This is a genomic window from Streptomyces sp. NBC_00667 (assembly GCF_036226825.1).
GTDB lineage: Bacteria > Actinomycetota > Actinomycetes > Streptomycetales > Streptomycetaceae > Streptomyces.
The window spans coordinates 6,761,205-6,778,618 of the sequence record NZ_CP109022.1 but is presented as its reverse complement, the minus strand read 5'-3'; the positions used below and the strand labels follow the sequence as shown (position 1 = coordinate 6,778,618).

Below are 17,414 nucleotides of genomic sequence, written 5' to 3'. Positions count from 1 at the left end.
CGGCCTTCCGCCGGATGCCTACGTTGAGCGAGACGCTGCCGGCGCCCCCGACCGGGTCGGTGCCTGGATGCGACTTTGGTCGCAGAGGGCGTGCCTCGGACTGCGACTTCGGTTGCACCTGACGGCGACCCGGGAGCGATGTGGTGGGGCTGCCCCGCACCAAGGATGGGCGGGTGACCGAGATCATCACGGGACTGCACATGTCCCCCCTGGAAATCCTTGCCTTGCTGGGTGCCGTTGCGCTGGTGGTGGCGCGCTGGCTGCCTCCCGCCGCCCGCCCACGCGTGACGATCGCGGCGGGATCGGGTTTCGTACTGTCCGTGCTCGTGCTGAGCGTGGTGGGGCTCCGCTGGCAGATGCTGCCGGTACTGGCAGGCGGCGCCCTCACGTTGCCGTTCGCCGTACCTCCTCTGCTGCGTCGCCGTCCCGGCCGGCCGGTGGGGCGGGCCCGGTGGTGGCTGGCGTTGCCGGGGGCGGTGGTCTGCGTCGGCCTGATCGCCGCAGGGCCTGTAGCCGCCTGGGCCTGTCCCGTACCCGTGTTCCCCGAACCGACGGGCAACTTCGCGGTCGGCACCCGCGTGGTGCAGTGGACCGACCCGAACCGCCCCGAGACGGCCACCGCCACGCCCGACGACCGGCGCACGGTCGTCGTCCAGCTCTGGTACCCCGCACGGAAGAGCCCCGCAGGTACGCAGCCGGCCCAGTACCTGGGCCGCACACAGCAGGAGGCACGCACCGTCTCCGACGCCCTGGCGCGCTACGCCGGCCTCCCGGGCTTCCTGGTCGACGGTGTTCCGCGCGCCCACACCCATGCGGTCTTCGACGCCCCGGTGGCCGACGGCGCGGGACGGTTCCCCGTCGTGTTGTTCTCCCCCGGGCTGGGCGGAGTGCGCACACAGAACACCGCCTGGGCGGAGGAACTGGCCGGCAACGGCTACGTGGTCGCCGCCCTCGACCACCCCTACGACTCCGCCGCCGTCGTCCTGACCGACGGCCGGACGATCAACACCGAGATCGCCTCCACCGGCGACGACGACGAAGACGACAAACGAGCCGCCGAAACCACGCGCATACGGGCCGCAGACCTCAGCTTCGTCCTCACCCAGCTGGAGCGGCTGGACCGAGGTGAGATCGCCGGCCCGCTGACCGGACACCTGGACACCGGCCGGGCCGCGGCGACCGGCCACTCCCTCGGTGGCGGCGCAGCCCTCCAAGCAGCCCGCCAGGACAGCCGGTTCGCCGCCGTCATCAATATGGACGGCTACCCCCGCGACCCCGATCCGCGTCCCTTCCACCAGCCGGCGCTCGCGCTCACCCAAGCCATCGGCCCGCAAACCGACCCGCGCTACATACCCCGCCTCACCGAGGTCCTCCAGCGCAGCACCGCGACGAGCTACCGGCTCACCCTCCCCGGCGCCGCGCACCTCACTTTCACGGACGCCCCCCTGTACCTGCCGCCGGTGCCCTCGATCGTCGGCTCACTGGGCCGCACCGAGAGCCCGCGCGTCGTCGCCGCAACCACCCTCGCCTTCCTGAACACCACCTTGCGGCACGACCCCGGTGACCTGTCCGGCGCCCTGTCGGCCTACGGCGACCTCAGCGTCTACCGCCCGGGCAGCAACCGCTGATCGGCCGTGCCGCCGCAGCCGGGGGCACGACCGATCCCGCGCGTCGCCGGCTGTTCGGCACGGTGCGGAAGCCACGTCACCGATTTGGACGACGCCTGCGAGGTTCAGCGGCGACGGCGACGGGTGGTCGCGGTCCAAGCGCTGCCTACGCCTGCCACGTGGAGGGCGAGCAGCATCAGGCCCAGGACCATGAAATTGCCGGACGAGAACACGTGGTTCGTCGAGATCTCCGCCGCGTTGATCAGGAAGCTGATGAAGAACAAGACCGCGGCTGCGATACCAAGCATCACTGCTCCTTCCAGAAGGTGGGGCGCGTCTGCCCGCACATTGCGGCCCCATGCGGGCGACGCGGCAGCCCCGCAGCGATCAGGTCCGTACGGGCGCGCCAGAGGGGGGCGAACACGACGGAGCCCGGTGGACGGCCTCACGGGCAGCGGCCCCACTTCCGAGGCGATTTCAGAGGCGATGCCCCTGGGCGGCGAGCCAACGGTGGACGGCCGACTTGTCGGAGACGCTGATGCGGGTGGGTCCCGTCTGAGTCGGCCCCTCCTCCTCATTGAACGCCGTATCGGTGACACGAGCCGTCACCCAGTCGGCCAACTCGCGCGCGGCCTCGCCCGACAGACGCCGGTGCTCCCAGTCCTTCCCGGCTTCGTCGGCCGTGGGGGAACCATGCACCGCCGCCTCACGCAGCCAGACCGGCACGAGCCGTTCGACGACTTGTTCGTCCGACTGCGCGGAGGATGCCTCACCCGATTCGCTCATCCTCCCAGGCTGACAGCTCCGCCCCCGAGCACCGCTCTCACACTCCACCCGATCCCCCTGATGCCACACCCTGCGGGGCGGGAGGACCTCCCTGCCTGGCGACGCCCTCGGCATTCACCCTCCGGGGCGGTGCGGCGGGCCCGTAAGCCCGCCGCCCGACTCCCACGCTCAGGCTCGTCCCAGCAGCGCCGTGCCGGCGACGGCCTCGCTCCGCGCGGTGAAGAACTGGGCGAACGCGGCGACGAACTCCTCCTCGTCGATCCGCCCGTCTCCATCGGCGTCCAGTTCCCGGAAGCCGTCGTTGAGTTCGGCCGGGTGCACTCGGGTGCCGCCGAACAGCACCCGGTACTCGTCCGGGCCCAGGTACCCGCTCCCGTCGCTGTCGGCAGCCCGGAACAGTGCCCGCACCGCGGGTACCAACCCCTTCTCCAGGTACTCAGGGTCCTCGTCCACCCCGGCCAGCATCGCGCCGACGAACTCCGCGCACGTCACAGCGCCGTCCCCGTCGGCGTCAGAGCTCTGGCGCAACTGCTGCCACCAGCCCTCGAACGCGGCGTACACGGTGTCCTCCCGCTCCACGGGCAGTTCGAGCCGCCAGCACATGGTGTGGACCATGGCCTGGAGGTCGGCGGAGTCGACGCGGCCGTTTCCGGTCTGGTCCAGCACCTGACGGAAGAAGGTCTCCAGCCGGGCCGGACGGGAGTCGACGCCCCTCGGCCGCGGCACGCGCGCGGGCGGTGCGCCGCCGGCCTCGGACCGGTGGCGGTAGCGCACGCGGTCCGGCGCGAGGTTCATGGCGTGCCGCAGTCCGCGGTGCAGGCTCCACGACAGTGCGGCGCCCACACGCCCGCGGGACGTCCCGAACCGCTCGTGCCAGGCCGGCGGCAGATCGCTGACGGTCAGGGTGGTCAGAGTCCATGCGATCACCGCCCGCACCACCGGCCACGCGGGCCCCAGCCCGGCCAGCCGCCGCGGTACGGGGGCCTCGCGCAGCATCTCGTAGAGCATGTGGCGGACCTCGTCGCCGTACTCCAGCACCTCCCGCACATGCCGGTCGACGTACGCGGCCACCTCCGCGGCGCTCGCCGGGACCGCCTCACCGGGAATCCCCAGCGCCCCGCACACCTCCAGGAACTCGCCGTACAGGACGTCGAGCTCACGCGCCGACAGCGGATCGCCACCCAGCTCGCGCATGGTGGTCATCGCCTCGTACAGCGTCACCATCACCCAGCCGCGCACCTCGGGATCCTCGGCGGAGTACGCCCGTCCGGCCGCGTCCGTCCCCTGGATCCGGCGGTGCGTCCGGGCCAGCCGCGCCACTTCCAGCAGCCGCTCCTCGGGCCCGGCGAAGAACAGCCGACTCCCGCTCTCCATGGTGTGCTCGATCCGCCGCCACGGGTGCGCGCGGTAGGTGGAGTACCGGGCCATTCCGGCCGCGACGACAGGATGCGCGATCTGCAACACGAGCAACCGCCAGGCCACCAGCCCGATCCGCCGCTCTCCGAGCGTCCGCCTTAACAGGGTCTCGACTTCAGTTGACACCGCAGAGGGCACAGGAGACTCCCCGTCTCACTAGAGAAACCACATCACCCCTACAACGCCGCCACTCGCCATCCCGCCCCACCCACCACCCTGACGTGCGTCTCCCCGAACACCCACACGCCTCTCAGCACCCGCATCAGCCCCGAATCCCGGCGGTGAACCCTCCGTGAGGCGCCGGCGCCGAGCCGGCGCCCACCGGTATCGCCGGACTGCGTAGCCCGCCGTCCGTGGGGTAAGCGCGGCGTAATGCCGGCGAGTAGAGGAGGTCCCGCATGTCGGCGCGCCCGAGTTCGGCCCACGCAGTGCAGACCCCGCTCGGCTCCCTGCTCGGAGGCCGCTACCGGCTTCGAGCCCTCATCGGTTCCGGCGGGACGGCGGACGTGTTCCGCGGTGTCGACCAGGTCCTGGAACGAGAGGTGGCGGTCAAACTCTTCCGCCCCGGAGCCGACACCGTCACCGCCGACCACTTCTGTGACGAGGCGCAGACCCTGGCCCGGCTCTCCCACCGCGCCCTGGTCACCGTGTACGACATCGGCCGCCACGGACAAGGGGCCTACATGGTGACGGAGTTGATACCCGGCATCACCCTGCGCACCCGTATAGATGCCGGTCCCCTGAGCCCCGTACACGTCATCCGGCTCGGTACCGAGATCGCGTCGGCCCTTGACCACGTCCATGCGCACGGCATCATCCACCACGACATCAAGCCGTCCAACGTCCTGCTCAGCGACGACGGCTCCCCCTTCCTGGCCGACTTCGGGCTCGCCCGTGCCGTCGACGACCACTCCCGCAGCGAACCGGAAACGCTCGTCGGAACGCTCGCCTACATGGCTCCCGAGCAGCTGCGCGGCCAGGGGGCGGGCATGGCGAGCGACGTCTACGCCTTGGGCTTGACACTGCTGGAAGCGCTCACCGGCGTCCGCGAGTACGTGGGCACGCCCGCCGAGATCGGTGTCGCCCCGCTGTTGCGTCCTCCTGAGGTGCCCGAGCGGATACCCGGCGGCCTGGGCAGGTTGCTGAGGGCGATGACGGATCCGGACCCGCAGGCACGCCCCGACGCCGCCCGCGTACACCTGACCCTGCAAAGCCTCGGGGCGGTGCGAAAGCCACCCCGGGGCATGCCGGTGCGTCCGGTTCCCACCGCCGTTCCGGCGGAGCCGGTATCGGACACGCACCGCGCACCCAGCCCGCTCGGCCACCTCCCGCATGTTTCCGGTCCGCAGAAGCGCCCGCGCCGCCCGTCCCGCCGTACCGCGGGAGTCGTCACGCTGGCCGCGAGCGTGGTCGGCGCGTCCGTGCTCCTGGTAGGGGCGACCGACTCCTCCCACGCGCCCTCCGGCAGCCGGCCGACGACGCCCCAGGCGGTCGCGCGTCCGTCGCTCACACCCACGACGCCCGCGGCGCCCGCTCCCTCCGCGCCCGGGGCCACGAGCTCGGACGCCACCACCCCGGGCACCGCGACCCAGGTTGCCGGGGCCCAGGCTGCCGGGGCCCGTAACCGGACATCCACTGCCGGTACTGCTGCCTCGACCTCCGTCGACCCCCGTGTCGACCCCCGTCAAACGGGCCACGGGCCGGCGCCCAAGGAGAAGGAGCAGCAGGCCGGAAACAAGGGAAGCAACGGGAAGAAGGAAAAGGAAAAGGGCAGGGAGAAGGAGAAGGCGCCGTCGGAATGAGACGGTGAAGGCCTGCTTGGGGCACTGAGCCGCCACCACCCCGCTTACGGAACGGGCGAGCCCTTCTCCAGCCCACACCTGGTCGCTGTCGAGTTCAGGAGGCTTCGACCGGCCCGGCCCGATCCCATCCGGGCGCCCGCACGTCGATCGTGAGACCTCCCGACCCGACCTCCTCACCGCAGGTACGGCACGTCGACGTCAGATCGAGGTCGTGCTCGGCGTCGTGCTCGGAGCCGGGCCCGCCCCGATGCCGGAACGCGACCGGCGGGGTGTCCACCGCCCAGCGATCACCCCAGGCCAGCAGCGCGCGCATCACCGGCGCGAGATCCCGGCCGGCCTCCGTGAGGTGGTACTCGAAGCGCAACGGGCGCTCGCTGTAGGCGCGGCGCTCGACCACGCCCGCCTCCTCCAGTGCGCGCAGCCTGGCGGCGAGACGGTCGCGGGGGGCGCCGGTGTTGCGGACGATCTGGTCGAAGCGCCGATTGCCGTAGAAGATCTCGCGGATCGCCAGGAGGGCCCAGCGTTCGCCGACGAGTTGCAGCGCGGCGGCCACGGAGCACGGCCGGCCGGGCACTTCGGGGTGCGGAACCGAGTTCTCGCCCTGCTTCACGTTCGAGGTCACCTCCCCATCATCCCCCGAGTCCGTTGCGTTCTCAAACTCACACCGCTAGCCTCCGGTCCATGACAGTTGGATTTTCAAACTCACGCGCGGCGTCCCGAGCCGTGCTCGCGACGGTCACGGCCGCGGTCTTCATGTCGAACCTCGACCTCTTCATCGTCAACGTGGCCCTCCCGGCGATCGGCCACTCGTTCGGCGGCAGCGGCCTCGGCTCCCTCTCCTGGGTCCTCAACGGCTACGCGATCGTCTTCGCGGCACTCCTCGTGGTCGCCGGCCGCGTCGCCGACCGCTCCGGCCACAAGCCGGTCTTCCTGACCGGATTGGCGGTGTTCACCCTCGCCTCGGCCGGCTGCGCCCTCGCTCCCCACGTCGGGACGCTGGTCGCGGCACGGCTCGTGCAGGCCGCGGGCGCTGCGCTGCTGATGCCGACGTCGCTCGCGCTGCTGCTCGATACGACGGCGCCCGAGAAGCGCGCCGGGGCGGTGCGGGCCTGGGCGTCGATCGGCGGGATCGCCGCCGGACTCGGGCCGGTGGTCGGAGGGCTGCTGGTCGAGGCCGGATGGCGCTGGGTGTTCCTCGTCAACGTGCCGGTGGGGGTCGCGGCGTTCGCGCTCGGCGTCAAGGTGCTGCCGTCGCCCGGACGCGCCGGGGCGGAGAAGAGTCCGCTGCCCGACCTGTTCGGCGCCGCCCTGCTCACCGGATCCATCGCAACGCTCGCGCTCGGCCTGGTCAAGGCGCCCGACTGGGGCTGGATGAGCGCCGGCACCCTCGGCGGCCTGGCTGCCGCGGTGCTGCTCGGCGTCTGGTTCGTCGTGCGCTCGGCCCGCCACCCCGCGCCCATCGTCGAGCTGCCGCTGCTCCGGGTTCCGTCGTTCGCCTCCGCGGCGGCCGCCCTGACGCTCTTCACCGTCGCCTTCGCCGGAATGCTGCTCGGCACGGTGCTGTGGTGCCAGGGCGTCTGGGGCTACTCGGCTCTGCGCACCGGCTTCGCCATCGCGCCGGGGCCATTGCTGGTGCCGCCGGTCGCCTTGCTGATCGGGCCCGCCGTCGCCAGATTCGGTGCGGGCCGCATCGCGCTGGCGGGAACCGTCCTGTTCGCGACCGGCATTCTGTGGTGGGCCGCGACGCTCGACACCGGCTCCGCCTACGCGACCTCGCTCCTGCCCGGCATGGTACTGACCGGCCTCGGCGTCGGCATGACGCTCCCGGTCCTGACCGGGGCATCGGCGGCCGCCCTGCCGCCGGGCCGCTTCGCCACCGGCTCGGCCATCACCTCGATGGGCCGCCAGCTCGGCGCGGTCCTCGGCGTCGCGATCCTGGTCGGCATCCTCGGCACCCCGGCCCCCGGACACGCTGTCGCCGCGTTCCGGCACGGCTGGTACGCGGTCGCCGCGGCGTCCCTGCTCGCCGCGTGCGCGTCGGTACCGCTGGTCCGCACACCGCGACCGGCCGCCGCCAAGACGACCGACGTAGCGGAGTCCGCGAAGGTCGGCGCCGCCTGAGAAGCGGGTCCCGCCCGTCGACGGACGGGACGGGGTGTTTCCGGCCGCGGGTCCAGCCGCCGGCGCCCGTAGGCCACCAGGTTCGGCTCCATGGGTGGTTCAGGACGGTGGGCCGGTGTTCTTGGACAGTGGGATGCGGTCCGTCGGAGCCGTGCCAGCCAGCGGATGGCCGGTCAATTCTGCTGGCCGTACCGGTTGTTGGCCTGCTCTCCGTCCGAAGCAGGCCGACTACCGCCATGACTTGGACGGACGGATGTCGGGGGCGCGAAATCGATGACCGGCGGCAGCGCCAGCCCGTGACGGAGACCCATACGCCCCATGTCCCAGCGAAGCTCGCACCCCGGCACGGTGTCGACGCGGGCGATCCGGCACGCGCCGCTGCGGCAGATGGTGAGCGCGGGCCGGCGGCCGAAGTGCAGGTGGTCGACACGACCAGCACCATGGCGTCGGCGATGGTGAGGCCGCCCGCCCAGTGGGCGCACTCGTCCTGCGGGCGGCGGAAGCGCGCGCCCGTGACCACGCCCAGGTCAACGCGCTTCTGCCACCCGTCTCCAGGACCCGGGCGGCGAGGCGCACCAGCCGCCTGCCGCCCTGCCGGCCGCCCTTCCCGTGCCTTGGGGACGAGGCCATCCGACGCCCCGGCAAGCGTGCCGCCCGCCCGACCCGAAGGGGACCGCCTGTCAGTCTGCGGCCGCGCACGGCCCGCATTGCCCACGGGCGGACGGCCACACGACGTGTGCGGCCGACGAGCTGGTGCTCCTGGTCGGCATCGGCACCGGCTGCCAGGGTGGCGCCGACGGCCCTGCCCGGTCGTGTGCGAGGCCGCCCGCTTCCCCACCCACCTCCCGGCCGAGACCCGGACGGCACGCAAGCGACCTGCACAACACACCACCGTCGCGGCCGCCCGCGAGCTGGGCGCCGACCAGGACTTCGCGGCGAACACCCCTCTTCGGGGCACAACCCCAGATTTCCGATGTACACCGGCCCGGAGCAACCCCAGGGCAACGTGGGAAGCACCCGGCGAGGTGCCTCGTCTGCGTGATGAGGTCATCACCGCACTCGGAAGCCGACGGGCGATGCCGGCTGCACGCGTGCGGCCCATTCGGATCGGTCGGCCGCTGCTCCGGCTCCGGCTCCGCGAGGTCAAGCGGGGCCGGACCGCACCCACCCCTGACGCCTCCCTCCCCCGGCCGATCGCGTCAAGCGCGTGAACCGTGACGCCGGACGCCCGCGGGAGGTCCCGCTGGCTTTCGGGCCGCATCTGTCGGACGGTCGGGCAGGATCACGCGCGCGTGGCGGTGCGCGGCCTCAGATGCCCGGGACGGGAGGGGTGTTGCCGTAATAGGCGTCCGGACCGTGCTTACGGGTGAAGTGCCTCTCCAGCAGATGCCTCGGCGGTGCGGAGGCGTCCCCCAGGTGGGACCCCAGCGCCAGCGTGTGCAGCGCCATCTCCGCCACGGCCTCGCAGACGATGGCGTTCTCCAGCGCAGCCTTCGCGGTGGCGCCCCAGGTGAAGGGGCCGTGCCGTGAGACGAGCGCTCCGGGGACCTCTTCGGCCCGCCGGGGGTCGCCGTCGAGCCGGGCGACGATCACTTGTCCGGTGTTGTACTCGTAGTCCTGCGCGCACTGCTCGGCAGTGAGATCCGCCGTCACGGGAACGGGCCCGTTGAAGGTGTCGGCATGTGTCGTGCCGAGCACGGGGATCGGGCGGCGCGCCTGGGCGAAGGCGACGGCGTGCGTCGAGTGCGTGTGGGTGACGCCGCCGATGGAGGGGAAGGCCCGGTAGAGGCACCGATGGGTCTCGGTGTCGGTGGACGGCCTGAGGTGCCCGTCGACGACCCGCCCGTCCTCCAGCGCCACCGCCACCAGGTCGTCCTCGGTGAGGTCGGCGTAGGAGACCCCGGACGGCTTGATGACGAAGACGCCGGCGTCTCGATCCACTCCGCTGACGTTTCCCCAGGTGAGGGTGGCCAGACCGGCCTCCGGGATGCGCAGGTTGGCTGCGAGGACCTCGCGACGGAGGTCCTTGAGATGGTTCTCGCTCACTACGCTCTCACCGTCTGTCTGACATGCGCGGCGGTTTCCCCGGAACCGGCTGCCGGCGGGCCCCGCAGTCGCGCATGAGTGGGCTGGACTGATCGGGGGCCGCACCAGGCACGGCGGCGCGCTACCGCAGCCGTCCCGCCTTCCCCAGCTACCCCGATCGAATTGTGAGCGCTAACAAGCAGCAATCTCAAGAGCTACGAGCAGATTCCTGCCCACGCCATGGGGCCAACGCTGCATAATGTGAACGCGAACATCGCTGCCTGGCCGCCGATCTCCCGGTCGGCCCGAGATGTGTGCGGGCCGCGGCTGGTTCGGTACCGTGAGGGAAGGCCGCTCGATGAGGAAAGGAAGAGAGTTGACCCAGCTCCCAGACGTCTCGCGAGCGCCCACCATGACGGACGTCGCGCGCGTCGCCGGCGTGTCCCACCAGACCGTTTCACGCGTGCTCAGCGACCACCCGAACGTCAGCGCCAAGACCCGGGCCGCCGTGACGCAGGTCATCGAGCAGCTGGGGTACCGCCGCAACTCGGCAGCACGGGCCCTGGCCACTCGCCGGACCCACACGCTGGGCGTCATCGCGGTGAACACCACTTTGCACGGGCCCGCCAGCACCGTGGCGGGAGTTCAGGAGGCGGCTCGCGACCGCGGCTATCTGACGTCCGCCGTCACACTGCGGACCGCCACGCAGACGGCCCTCGCCGAAGCCATGCAGCACCTCGCCGGGTGGGGCGTCGAGGGGATCGTCGCCGTCACTCCCCAACGCGCCGCGGTGAGGGCCCTGGCTGCATTGGAGGCCCCGTGCCCGGTGGTCACCGTGGAAGGCGGTCACACCCTCGACCTGCCAGGGGTGTCGCTGGACCAGAGCCTCGGGGCTCGCATGATCACCGAACATCTCCTCGCGTCGGGCCACGCCACCGTCTGGCACGTCGCAGGCCCCGCCGACTGGCTCGAAAGCGAGGCCCGCACGCAGGGGTGGGAGGACGCGCTACGAGATGCCGGCGCCGAGGTGCCGCCCGTGCTGCGCGGCGACTGGAGTCCGCTGTCGGGATACCAGGCCGGCCAGCAGCTCGCGGGCCGGGTCCGGGCGTCACGGGGACAGGGAGCGGGCCTCACCGCGGTGTTCGTCGCCAACGACCAGATGGCCCTCGGTGTCCTACGGGCCTTGCGGGAAGCGGGCCTGCGCACGCCGGAGGACGTGGCGGTCGCCGGCTTCGACGACATCCCCGAGGCGGAGTTCTTCCCACCCCCGCTGACGACCATCCGTCAGGACTTCGCCTCGCTCGGCCGCGACAGCATCGGCCTGCTCCTGGACCACATCGAAGGCCGGACCGACGAGTCGACACACCTGGTGGTGGCGCCCGAGCTCATCGTGCGCGCCAGTACGGCCCGCAGGATCGGTCCCCCCAGCTCATGACCCCCATCGCCCAGGGATTGCCCCTTCCCCGGGGGTAGGTGGCCCGGGCACCGACGTGTTGTCGGTGCGGACAGGGCCGGCGCCGCCCCTCTCAGGCGATGACGGTTGTGAAACTGTGGATCGTGCTGGACCGGTACGGCTCGCCCGGGCGCAGGAGGACCGTCGGGTAGTCGGGGCGGTTCGGCGAGTTGGGGAAGTGCTGGGTTTCCAGCGCGACCCCCGCGTAGGCCTGGTAGGGCTTGCCCCCTTGCCCGTGATGTCACCGGTCAGGCCTTGGGCGGTGTGGACCTGGAGGCCCGGTTCCGTGGTGCGCACGTCCATGCGGCGGCCGGATGCGGGGGCGTACAACACGGCGGCCTTCCGAGGACGGAGTCGCCGGGCGCCGCCGAGGACCCAGTTGTGGTCGAAGCCGCCACCGGCGAGGGCCAGTTGCTCATCGGCATGGGTCAGGACGTCGGAGAGCCGCCGGGGCCGGCGAAGGTCGAACGGGGTGCCCCTGACCGAGCGGTGCGGGCCGTCGGGGATCAGCTCGGCGTCGACGGGGGTGTACAGGGGGGCCTCGACCTGGAGGTGATGGGCCAGGACGTCGCCGCACCCCTCCCCTTCGAGGTTCCAGTAGGCGTGGTTGGTGAGGTTGACGATCGTCGGCGCGTCGGCGACCGCCTGGTACGACAGGGTCAGGTTGTCGCCCCGGTCCAGCGTGTAGGTGACGCGGACGTCGAGGGCGCCGGGGAATCCCTGGTCTCCGTCGGGGCTGTGCAGGAACAGGCGGAGACCGGTGCGGTGCGCGGAGTGGAAGGGTTCGCACCGCCACACGCGCTGGTCGAAGCCGTCGGGACCCCCGTGCAGCGTGTGCCCGGTCTCCTGGGTGGCGAGCCGGTGCGTGACGCCGTCGACGACGAGCCGGCCGCGCGCGATCCGGTTGGCGCAACGGCCCACCGTCGCACCGAAGTAGCGTGCGGAGCCCGCGCGGGCACCGGGGTCGCGGGCGGCGAGCACCACGTCGGCGATGTGGCCCCAGCGGTCCGGCAGGGTCAGGGAATGGAGGCGGGCGCCGCGTGTGTGGACCTCCGCGCAGGCCCGTCCGGGGAAGCCGAGCCGCCACCTCTCCCCCGGTCCTTCATCGTCCAGGCGCAGGGGGTGGACCGTCGGCGGACAGCCGACGGTCGGCCTGGGCTCGGCGCCCTCGGCGTCCTGGCGGACGGATTCGTATGCGTGGTCCATGGCGGCTCTTTCCTGGAAGTCGGTCCACCGGAGGGCGCGCCGGGAAACGAGCCGTGGTCGCGGCGCGAACGCGGTGGCACGGGCTGATGGAGTCAGTCGGTGGCGGTGCCGCGGCCGCTCATCAGACGCTGCAGCACGATGAACACGAGCAGCAGGGCGCCGATGACGATCCGGGTCCACCAGGAGCTGAGCGTGCCCTGGAAGTTGACGACCGTCTGGATCAGGCCGAGGACGAGCACGCCGAGGGCGGTGCCCAGGACGAAGCCGGAACCTCCGGTCAGCAGCGTGCCGCCGATCACGGTGGCGGCGATCGCGTCGAGCTCCATGCCCATGGCGTGGAGGGCGTAGCCGGAAAGCATGTAGAAGGTCAGCAGCAGGCCGCCGAGTGCGGAACACAAGCCGCTGACGGCGTACACGGCGATCTCGGTGGAGCCCACCGGAAGGCCCATCAGGCGGGCGGAGGACTCGTTGCCGCCCAGCGCGTACACGTTGCGGCCGAAGCGCGTGTGGTGCAGTACGACGAAGGCGATCACCAGCACGGCCAGGGCGATGAGCACCGGGATCGAGACGAACAGTCCCCCCGGACCGTACAGCCGGGTCTGCGCTATTTTCGCCGTGGCGGGGTCGTTGACCGTGATGGATTCGGTGCTGATCGTGTAGCAGAGCCCGCGGGCGAGGAACATGCCCGCCAGGGTGACGATGAACGGCTGGATCTCGAAGGTGTGGATGAGCCAGCCCATGAGCGTCCCGCTCGCGGCGCCGACCAGCAGGACGAGGGGGATGACGGCGGCCAGGGGCCAGCCGTGCGACTCGACCAGCCAGGCGGTGAGCATGGTCGACAGGGCCACCACGGAGCCGACGGACAGATCGATGCCGCCGGTGAGGATGACGAAGGTCGCCCCGACCGCGACGACCAGCAGGAATCCGTTGTCGATCAGCAGGTTCAGCACGACTTGCGCGGAGAGGAAGCCCTCGTAGCGCACCGACCCGACACCGAACAGGACGACCAGCAGGACGGCCGTGACGATCAGCGGGATACGGGTACGCGTGCGCGGCGGCACGGTCGCGAAGGGACGGGTGAGTCGCGCCGCGGCGCTCGCGATGCCGGTACTCATGCGCCTGCCTCCTGCTGCCGCGGGGCGGCGCCCGCTGTGGCGTGGGATCGGGGAGCGGTCCTCCTGCGGCGGCGCAGGACCTTGGCCCGGAAGGCCGGGGACTGCACGAGGCAGACGACGATGACGACGAAGGCCTTGAAGACGAGGGTGGTCTCGGGTGGGACGCCGAGGGTGTAGACGGTGGTGGACAGGGTCTGGATGGTCAGGGCGCCCAGGACGGTGCCGCCGAGGGAGAAGCGTCCTCCGGTCAGGGCGGTGCCTCCGATGACGACGGCGAGGATCGCGTCGAGTTCGATCCACAGGCCGGCGTTGTTCCCGTCGGCGCTGGAGACGTTGGAGCTGATCATCAGCCCGGCGACGGCCGCGCACAGCGCGCTGGAGACGTAGACCAGGGCGAGCAGACCGCCGGCCCGGATGCCGACCAGGCGGCTGGCGGCGGGGTTGCCGCCGACCGACTCGATCAGCATGCCGAGTGCGCTGCGACGGGTGACGAAGGCGGTGAGCGCGACGAGGGCGGCTGCCAGGAGGACGGCGAACGGGAAGGTCAGCCAGTAGCCTCCTCCGATCATCTTGTAGGGGGCACTGGTCACCGTGATGATCTGACCGCCGGTGATCAGCTGGGCGACGCCGCGGCCCGCGACCATGAGGATCAAGGTGGCCACGATGGGCTGCACCCCCAGCCCGGACACCAGGAAGCCGTTGGCCAGGCCCAGCACGAGGGCGAAGCCGAGCGCGAGGGCGACGGCCGTGAGCGTGGTGGCGACACTTCCCGGATCTGCGGCGGTGGAGAGGTGCCCACAGGCGAGGGCGCCGGCGATGGCGACGGTGGAACCCACCGAGAGGTCGATCCCGCGGGTGGCGATGACCAGGGTCATGCCGAGCGCCACCAGGATGAGGGGCGCACCGAACTGGAGGACGTCGATGAGGCTGCCGTAGAGGTGGCCCTCGCGCATGCGGACGGAGAAGAAGTCGTGGTGGAACGCGAGGTTGCCGAGGAGCAGGGCGAGCAGGACGAGCGCGGGCCACAGCAGGCGGTGGCCGGCCAGTCGTCTTCCGATTCCGCCGGCCGCCTCGGACGTGGCGGGCTGGGTGGTCATGAGTCCGTTCCGGTGGCGATGGTCGTGAGGAGGCGTTCGGGCGTGACGGTGTCGTCGTTCGCGAGGGTGGCCACCATGCGGTGGTCGCGGAGCACGGCGATGCGGTGGCTCAGGCGCAGGACCTCTTCGAGTTCCGCCGAGATGAACAGCACGGAGGTGCCTTCGCCCGCCAGGCGGGCCACGAGTTTCTGGATCTCCGCCTTGGCCCCGATGTCGATGCCCCGGGTGGGTTCGTCGAGGATCAGGAGCCGGGGGGCGGTCAGCAGCCAGCGCGCGAGCAGCACCTTTTGCTGGTTGCCTCCGCTGAGGTGGCGTACCTGCGCTTCGGGATCGGCGGGGCGGATGTCCAGGGCTTCGATCCATTGCCGAGCCAGTTCGTCCTGTTGCGCACGGGCCACCGGCCTGGTCCAGCCGCGAGCGGCCTGCAACGCGAGGATGATGTTCTCGCGGACCGTGAGCTCGCCCACGAGTCCCTCCGACTTGCGGTTCTCGGAGCAGAACGCGATGCCCCGGGCGATGGCGTGCCGGGGGGTGCGCAGGACCACCTTCTCGCCCTCGATCCTCACCTCTCCGGCGTCCGCGCTGTCGGCGCCGAACAGCAGGCGCGCCACCTCGGTGCGGCCCGAACCCAGGAGGCCGGCGAGTCCGACGACCTCGCCGGCGTGGACGTCGAGGTCGTACGGTTCGATCGAGCCCGCGCGGGTCAGTCGTCGCGCACGGAGGAACGGCTCTCCGGTGGTCGCCCGTTCGGCCGCTTCCTCGTGGGCACGGCCCGACAACTGGTCGAGGGTGGCCAGTTCTCCGCCGATCATGCGCTGGACCAGCGTCACCGCAGTGAGTTCGCCGATCGGGTACTCGCCCTCCAGCCTGCCGTTGCGCAGGATGGTGACGCGGTCGCAGAGGTCGAATACCTGGTCGAGGAAGTGCGTGACGAACAGGATGGCCACACCGCGGTCCCGCAGGCGCCGCACCAGGGTGAAGAGCTGGGCGACCTCTTCGCGGTCCAGGCTGGAGGTGGGTTCGTCCAGCACGAGCACCTTCGCCGAGACGTCCACGGCCCTCACGATGGCGACCAGTTGCTGGACCGCCAGGGAATGCGAACCGAGCAGACTGGTGACGTCCAGGTCGAGGTCCAGTTCCGTCAGCAGCTCGGCCGCCCGCTGCCGCATCGCGGACCAGTGGAGGAGACCGAACCGGCGCGGTGCGCGCCCGATGAGGATGTTCTCGGCGACCGAGATGTTCGGGCAGAGGTTGACCTCCTGGTAGACGGTGCTGATGCCGGCCTGCTGCGCCTGGAGGGGGTCCGCGAACGCGTGGGCCCGGCCGTCGACGACGATGGTGCCGCCGTCGGCGGGGTGGACACCGGTGAGCACCTTGATCAAGGTGGACTTCCCGGCGCCGTTCTCGCCCATCAGGGCGTGCACCTCACCGGGGAACAGCCGCAGGGCGACTCCGTCGAGGGCGAGCACGCCCGGGAACTGCTTGCGGATGCCGTGCGCTTCAACGACCGGCCGCGGGCCGCCGCCGCCCGTGGACGGCGGGGTGGTCGGAAATGCCATCCGCCCTCCTCTCATGTGTGGGGTGGTGGAGTGGGCTCCGGATGGCGAAGTGGACACCGGGGCCGGGCCCCGCGCGACACCGGAACCTGCTGTTTCAGTAGTTCCGGGACGGCAGCGCGGCCGCGGCCTTGTCCTGCGGGAAGACCCCCTCCTGGGTCTCGACCCGGGTCGGCACGCTCTCCCCTGCGACGACCTTCTTGGCCAGCTCCATCAACTGGTCGCCGAGCAGCGGGTTGCACTCCACCACGACGTTGATCTTGCCCTCGGTCATGGCGACGAAGGCGTCCTTGATCCCGTCCACCGAGATCACCTTGATGTCCGTACCGGGCTTCTTGCCGGACTCCTCGATGGCCTGGATGGCGCCGAGGGCCATGTCGTCGTTGTGGGCGTAGAGGACGTCGATGTCCTTCTGCGACTTCAGGAACGCTTGCATGACTTCCTTGCCCTTGGCGCGGGTGAAGTCGCCCGACTGCGAGGCAACGATCTTGAACTTGCCGTCGGCGCGGATGACGTCGGCGAAGCCGGCCCTGCGGTCGTTGGCGGGTGCGGAGCCCGTGGTGCCCTGGAGCTCGACGATGTTGACCGTGCCCTGTTCGTTCGCGTACGCGCTGGTCAGCCACTCGCCCGCGGACTTGCCTTCCTTGACGAAGTCCGAGCCCAGGAAGGCCTTGTAGAGGGAGGTGTCCTTGGTGTCCACGGCGCGGTCGGTGAGGATGACCGGGATACCCGCGTCCTTGGCCTCCTTCAGCACCGTGTCCCAACCGGACTCCACGACCGGCGAGAAGGCGATCACATCGACCTTCTGCTGGATGAAGGTACGGATCGCCTTGATCTGGTTCTCCTGCTTCTGCTGCGCGTCGGAGAACTTGAGGTCGATCCCGGCCTTCTTCGCCGCCTCCTGGACGGACTTGGTGTTGGCGGTTCGCCAGCCGCTCTCGGCGCCGACCTGGGCGAAGCCCATGGTGATGGCGCCGCCGGAGTGCGCCTTGGCTCCGGAGGCCGGCCCGGAAGCGGGGCCCGAGGTCGAGCAGGCGGTCAACGCCGAGGAGGCCAGAAGGATGGCGGTGAGGACGAGAGCTGCTCTGCGAGGCATGACGGGTGTCCTTTCGGGGTGTGCGGAAGGGGCTCTGCACGACCGGGGCCGGGCTGTGCGCGGGGGCAGGGGCGGGGCGGGGTGGGGCCGGGGTCGGAGCCGGAATCGACAGGAGGGGATGCCCTTGAGAAGGC

At 71.3% G+C, this 17,414-nt stretch carries 14 protein-coding genes; 4 read left to right on the top strand and 10 right to left on the bottom strand.

Going from position 1 to position 17,414, the window contains the following annotated elements:
- The first annotated feature begins 173 nt into the window (after nucleotides 1-173).
- Nucleotides 174-1,628, top strand: a complete 1,455-nt coding sequence (locus OHA81_RS30690; protein ID WP_443056724.1) for an alpha/beta hydrolase family protein — start codon at nucleotides 174-176, stop codon at nucleotides 1,626-1,628.
- A 104-nt stretch (nucleotides 1,629-1,732) separates the two neighbouring features.
- On the opposite strand, the gene OHA81_RS30685 is transcribed toward OHA81_RS30690, so the two are convergent.
- The 3 genes from OHA81_RS30685 to OHA81_RS30675 all read right to left on the bottom strand — a co-directional run bounded on the left by OHA81_RS30685 (nucleotide 1,733) and on the right by OHA81_RS30675 (nucleotide 3,935).
- Nucleotides 1,733-1,915 (bottom strand): hypothetical protein, encoded by a 183-nt coding sequence (locus OHA81_RS30685; RefSeq protein ID WP_329201349.1) that lies wholly within the window; start codon nucleotides 1,913-1,915, stop codon nucleotides 1,733-1,735.
- 169 nt (nucleotides 1,916-2,084) lie between these two features.
- The gene (locus tag OHA81_RS30680) at nucleotides 2,085-2,393 is read right to left on the bottom strand and encodes a hypothetical protein (protein ID WP_329201347.1); all 309 of its coding nucleotides are present in this window, start codon (nucleotides 2,391-2,393) and stop codon (nucleotides 2,085-2,087) included.
- A 168-nt stretch (nucleotides 2,394-2,561) separates the two neighbouring features.
- On the bottom strand, nucleotides 2,562-3,935 hold the full coding sequence (locus tag OHA81_RS30675) for an oxygenase MpaB family protein (RefSeq protein ID WP_329201345.1): 1,374 nt from the start codon (nucleotides 3,933-3,935) through the stop codon (nucleotides 2,562-2,564).
- 272 nt (nucleotides 3,936-4,207) lie between these two features.
- Here OHA81_RS30675 and OHA81_RS30670 point away from each other — a divergent pair, with 272 nt between their 5' ends.
- Nucleotides 4,208-5,611, top strand: coding sequence for a serine/threonine-protein kinase (locus tag OHA81_RS30670; RefSeq protein ID WP_329201343.1), 1,404 nt, complete (start codon nucleotides 4,208-4,210; stop codon nucleotides 5,609-5,611).
- A gap of 94 nt (nucleotides 5,612-5,705) precedes the next feature.
- On the opposite strand, the gene OHA81_RS30665 is transcribed toward OHA81_RS30670, so the two are convergent.
- On the bottom strand, nucleotides 5,706-6,233 hold the full coding sequence (locus OHA81_RS30665; RefSeq protein ID WP_329201341.1) for a winged helix-turn-helix transcriptional regulator: 528 nt from the start codon (nucleotides 6,231-6,233) through the stop codon (nucleotides 5,706-5,708).
- A 59-nt stretch (nucleotides 6,234-6,292) separates the two neighbouring features.
- Here OHA81_RS30665 and OHA81_RS30660 point away from each other — a divergent pair, with 59 nt between their 5' ends.
- The gene (locus tag OHA81_RS30660; protein ID WP_329201340.1) at nucleotides 6,293-7,732 is read left to right on the top strand and encodes an MFS transporter; all 1,440 of its coding nucleotides are present in this window, start codon (nucleotides 6,293-6,295) and stop codon (nucleotides 7,730-7,732) included.
- A gap of 1,308 nt (nucleotides 7,733-9,040) precedes the next feature.
- On the opposite strand, the gene araD is transcribed toward OHA81_RS30660, so the two are convergent.
- On the bottom strand, nucleotides 9,041-9,778 hold the full coding sequence (gene araD / locus OHA81_RS30655) for an L-ribulose-5-phosphate 4-epimerase AraD (RefSeq protein WP_329201338.1): 738 nt from the start codon (nucleotides 9,776-9,778) through the stop codon (nucleotides 9,041-9,043).
- A 337-nt stretch (nucleotides 9,779-10,115) separates the two neighbouring features.
- On the opposite strand from araD, the gene OHA81_RS30650 reads away from it, so the two are divergent.
- Entirely contained in the window at nucleotides 10,116-11,192 is a 1,077-nt protein-coding gene (locus OHA81_RS30650) for a LacI family DNA-binding transcriptional regulator (RefSeq protein ID WP_443056723.1), read from the top strand.
- Here OHA81_RS30650 and OHA81_RS30640 read toward each other — a convergent pair.
- The 5 genes from OHA81_RS30640 to OHA81_RS30620 form a co-directional block, all read right to left on the bottom strand.
- Nucleotides 11,187-12,416: an aldose epimerase family protein gene (locus tag OHA81_RS30640; protein WP_443056722.1), complete on the bottom strand. Its 1,230-nt coding sequence runs from the start codon at nucleotides 12,414-12,416 to the stop codon at nucleotides 11,187-11,189. The two genes, OHA81_RS30650 and OHA81_RS30640, sit on opposite strands and share 6 nt — an antisense overlap.
- Before the next feature lie 92 nt (nucleotides 12,417-12,508).
- Nucleotides 12,509-13,531: a galactofuranose ABC transporter, permease protein YjfF gene (yjfF, locus tag OHA81_RS30635; protein ID WP_329201335.1), complete on the bottom strand. Its 1,023-nt coding sequence runs from the start codon at nucleotides 13,529-13,531 to the stop codon at nucleotides 12,509-12,511.
- Entirely contained in the window at nucleotides 13,528-14,628 is a 1,101-nt protein-coding gene (locus tag OHA81_RS30630) for an ABC transporter permease (RefSeq protein WP_329201333.1), read from the bottom strand. Before OHA81_RS30630 ends, yjfF begins: the two co-directional genes overlap by 4 nt.
- Entirely contained in the window at nucleotides 14,625-16,187 is a 1,563-nt protein-coding gene (locus OHA81_RS30625; protein WP_329201331.1) for a sugar ABC transporter ATP-binding protein, read from the bottom strand. The genes OHA81_RS30630 and OHA81_RS30625 overlap by 4 nt, the downstream gene beginning before the upstream one ends.
- Before the next feature lie 94 nt (nucleotides 16,188-16,281).
- Nucleotides 16,282-17,280 carry an ABC transporter substrate-binding protein gene (locus tag OHA81_RS30620; protein ID WP_329201329.1) on the bottom strand — a complete coding sequence of 333 codons (999 nt, stop codon included), beginning with the start codon at nucleotides 17,278-17,280 and terminating at the stop codon, nucleotides 16,282-16,284.
- Between the last annotated feature and the right edge of the window lie 134 nt (nucleotides 17,281-17,414).

Coding starts and splice junctions, on each gene's coding strand:
- OHA81_RS30650 (WP_443056723.1), top strand. CDS start 10,116: ATGAGGAAAGGAAGAGAGTTGACCCAGCTCCCAGACGTCTCGCGAGCG.
- OHA81_RS30685 (WP_329201349.1), bottom strand. CDS start 1,915: ATGCTTGGTATCGCAGCCGCGGTCTTGTTCTTCATCAGCTTCCTGATC.
- OHA81_RS30680 (WP_329201347.1), bottom strand. CDS start 2,393: ATGAGCGAATCGGGTGAGGCATCCTCCGCGCAGTCGGACGAACAAGTC.
- OHA81_RS30625 (WP_329201331.1), bottom strand. CDS start 16,187: ATGGCATTTCCGACCACCCCGCCGTCCACGGGCGGCGGCGGCCCGCGG.
- yjfF (WP_329201335.1), bottom strand. CDS start 13,531: ATGAGTACCGGCATCGCGAGCGCCGCGGCGCGACTCACCCGTCCCTTC.
- OHA81_RS30670 (WP_329201343.1), top strand. CDS start 4,208: ATGTCGGCGCGCCCGAGTTCGGCCCACGCAGTGCAGACCCCGCTCGGC.
- OHA81_RS30620 (WP_329201329.1), bottom strand. CDS start 17,280: ATGCCTCGCAGAGCAGCTCTCGTCCTCACCGCCATCCTTCTGGCCTCC.
- OHA81_RS30630 (WP_329201333.1), bottom strand. CDS start 14,628: ATGACCACCCAGCCCGCCACGTCCGAGGCGGCCGGCGGAATCGGAAGA.
- OHA81_RS30660 (WP_329201340.1), top strand. CDS start 6,293: ATGACAGTTGGATTTTCAAACTCACGCGCGGCGTCCCGAGCCGTGCTC.
- OHA81_RS30640 (WP_443056722.1), bottom strand. CDS start 12,416: ATGGACCACGCATACGAATCCGTCCGCCAGGACGCCGAGGGCGCCGAG.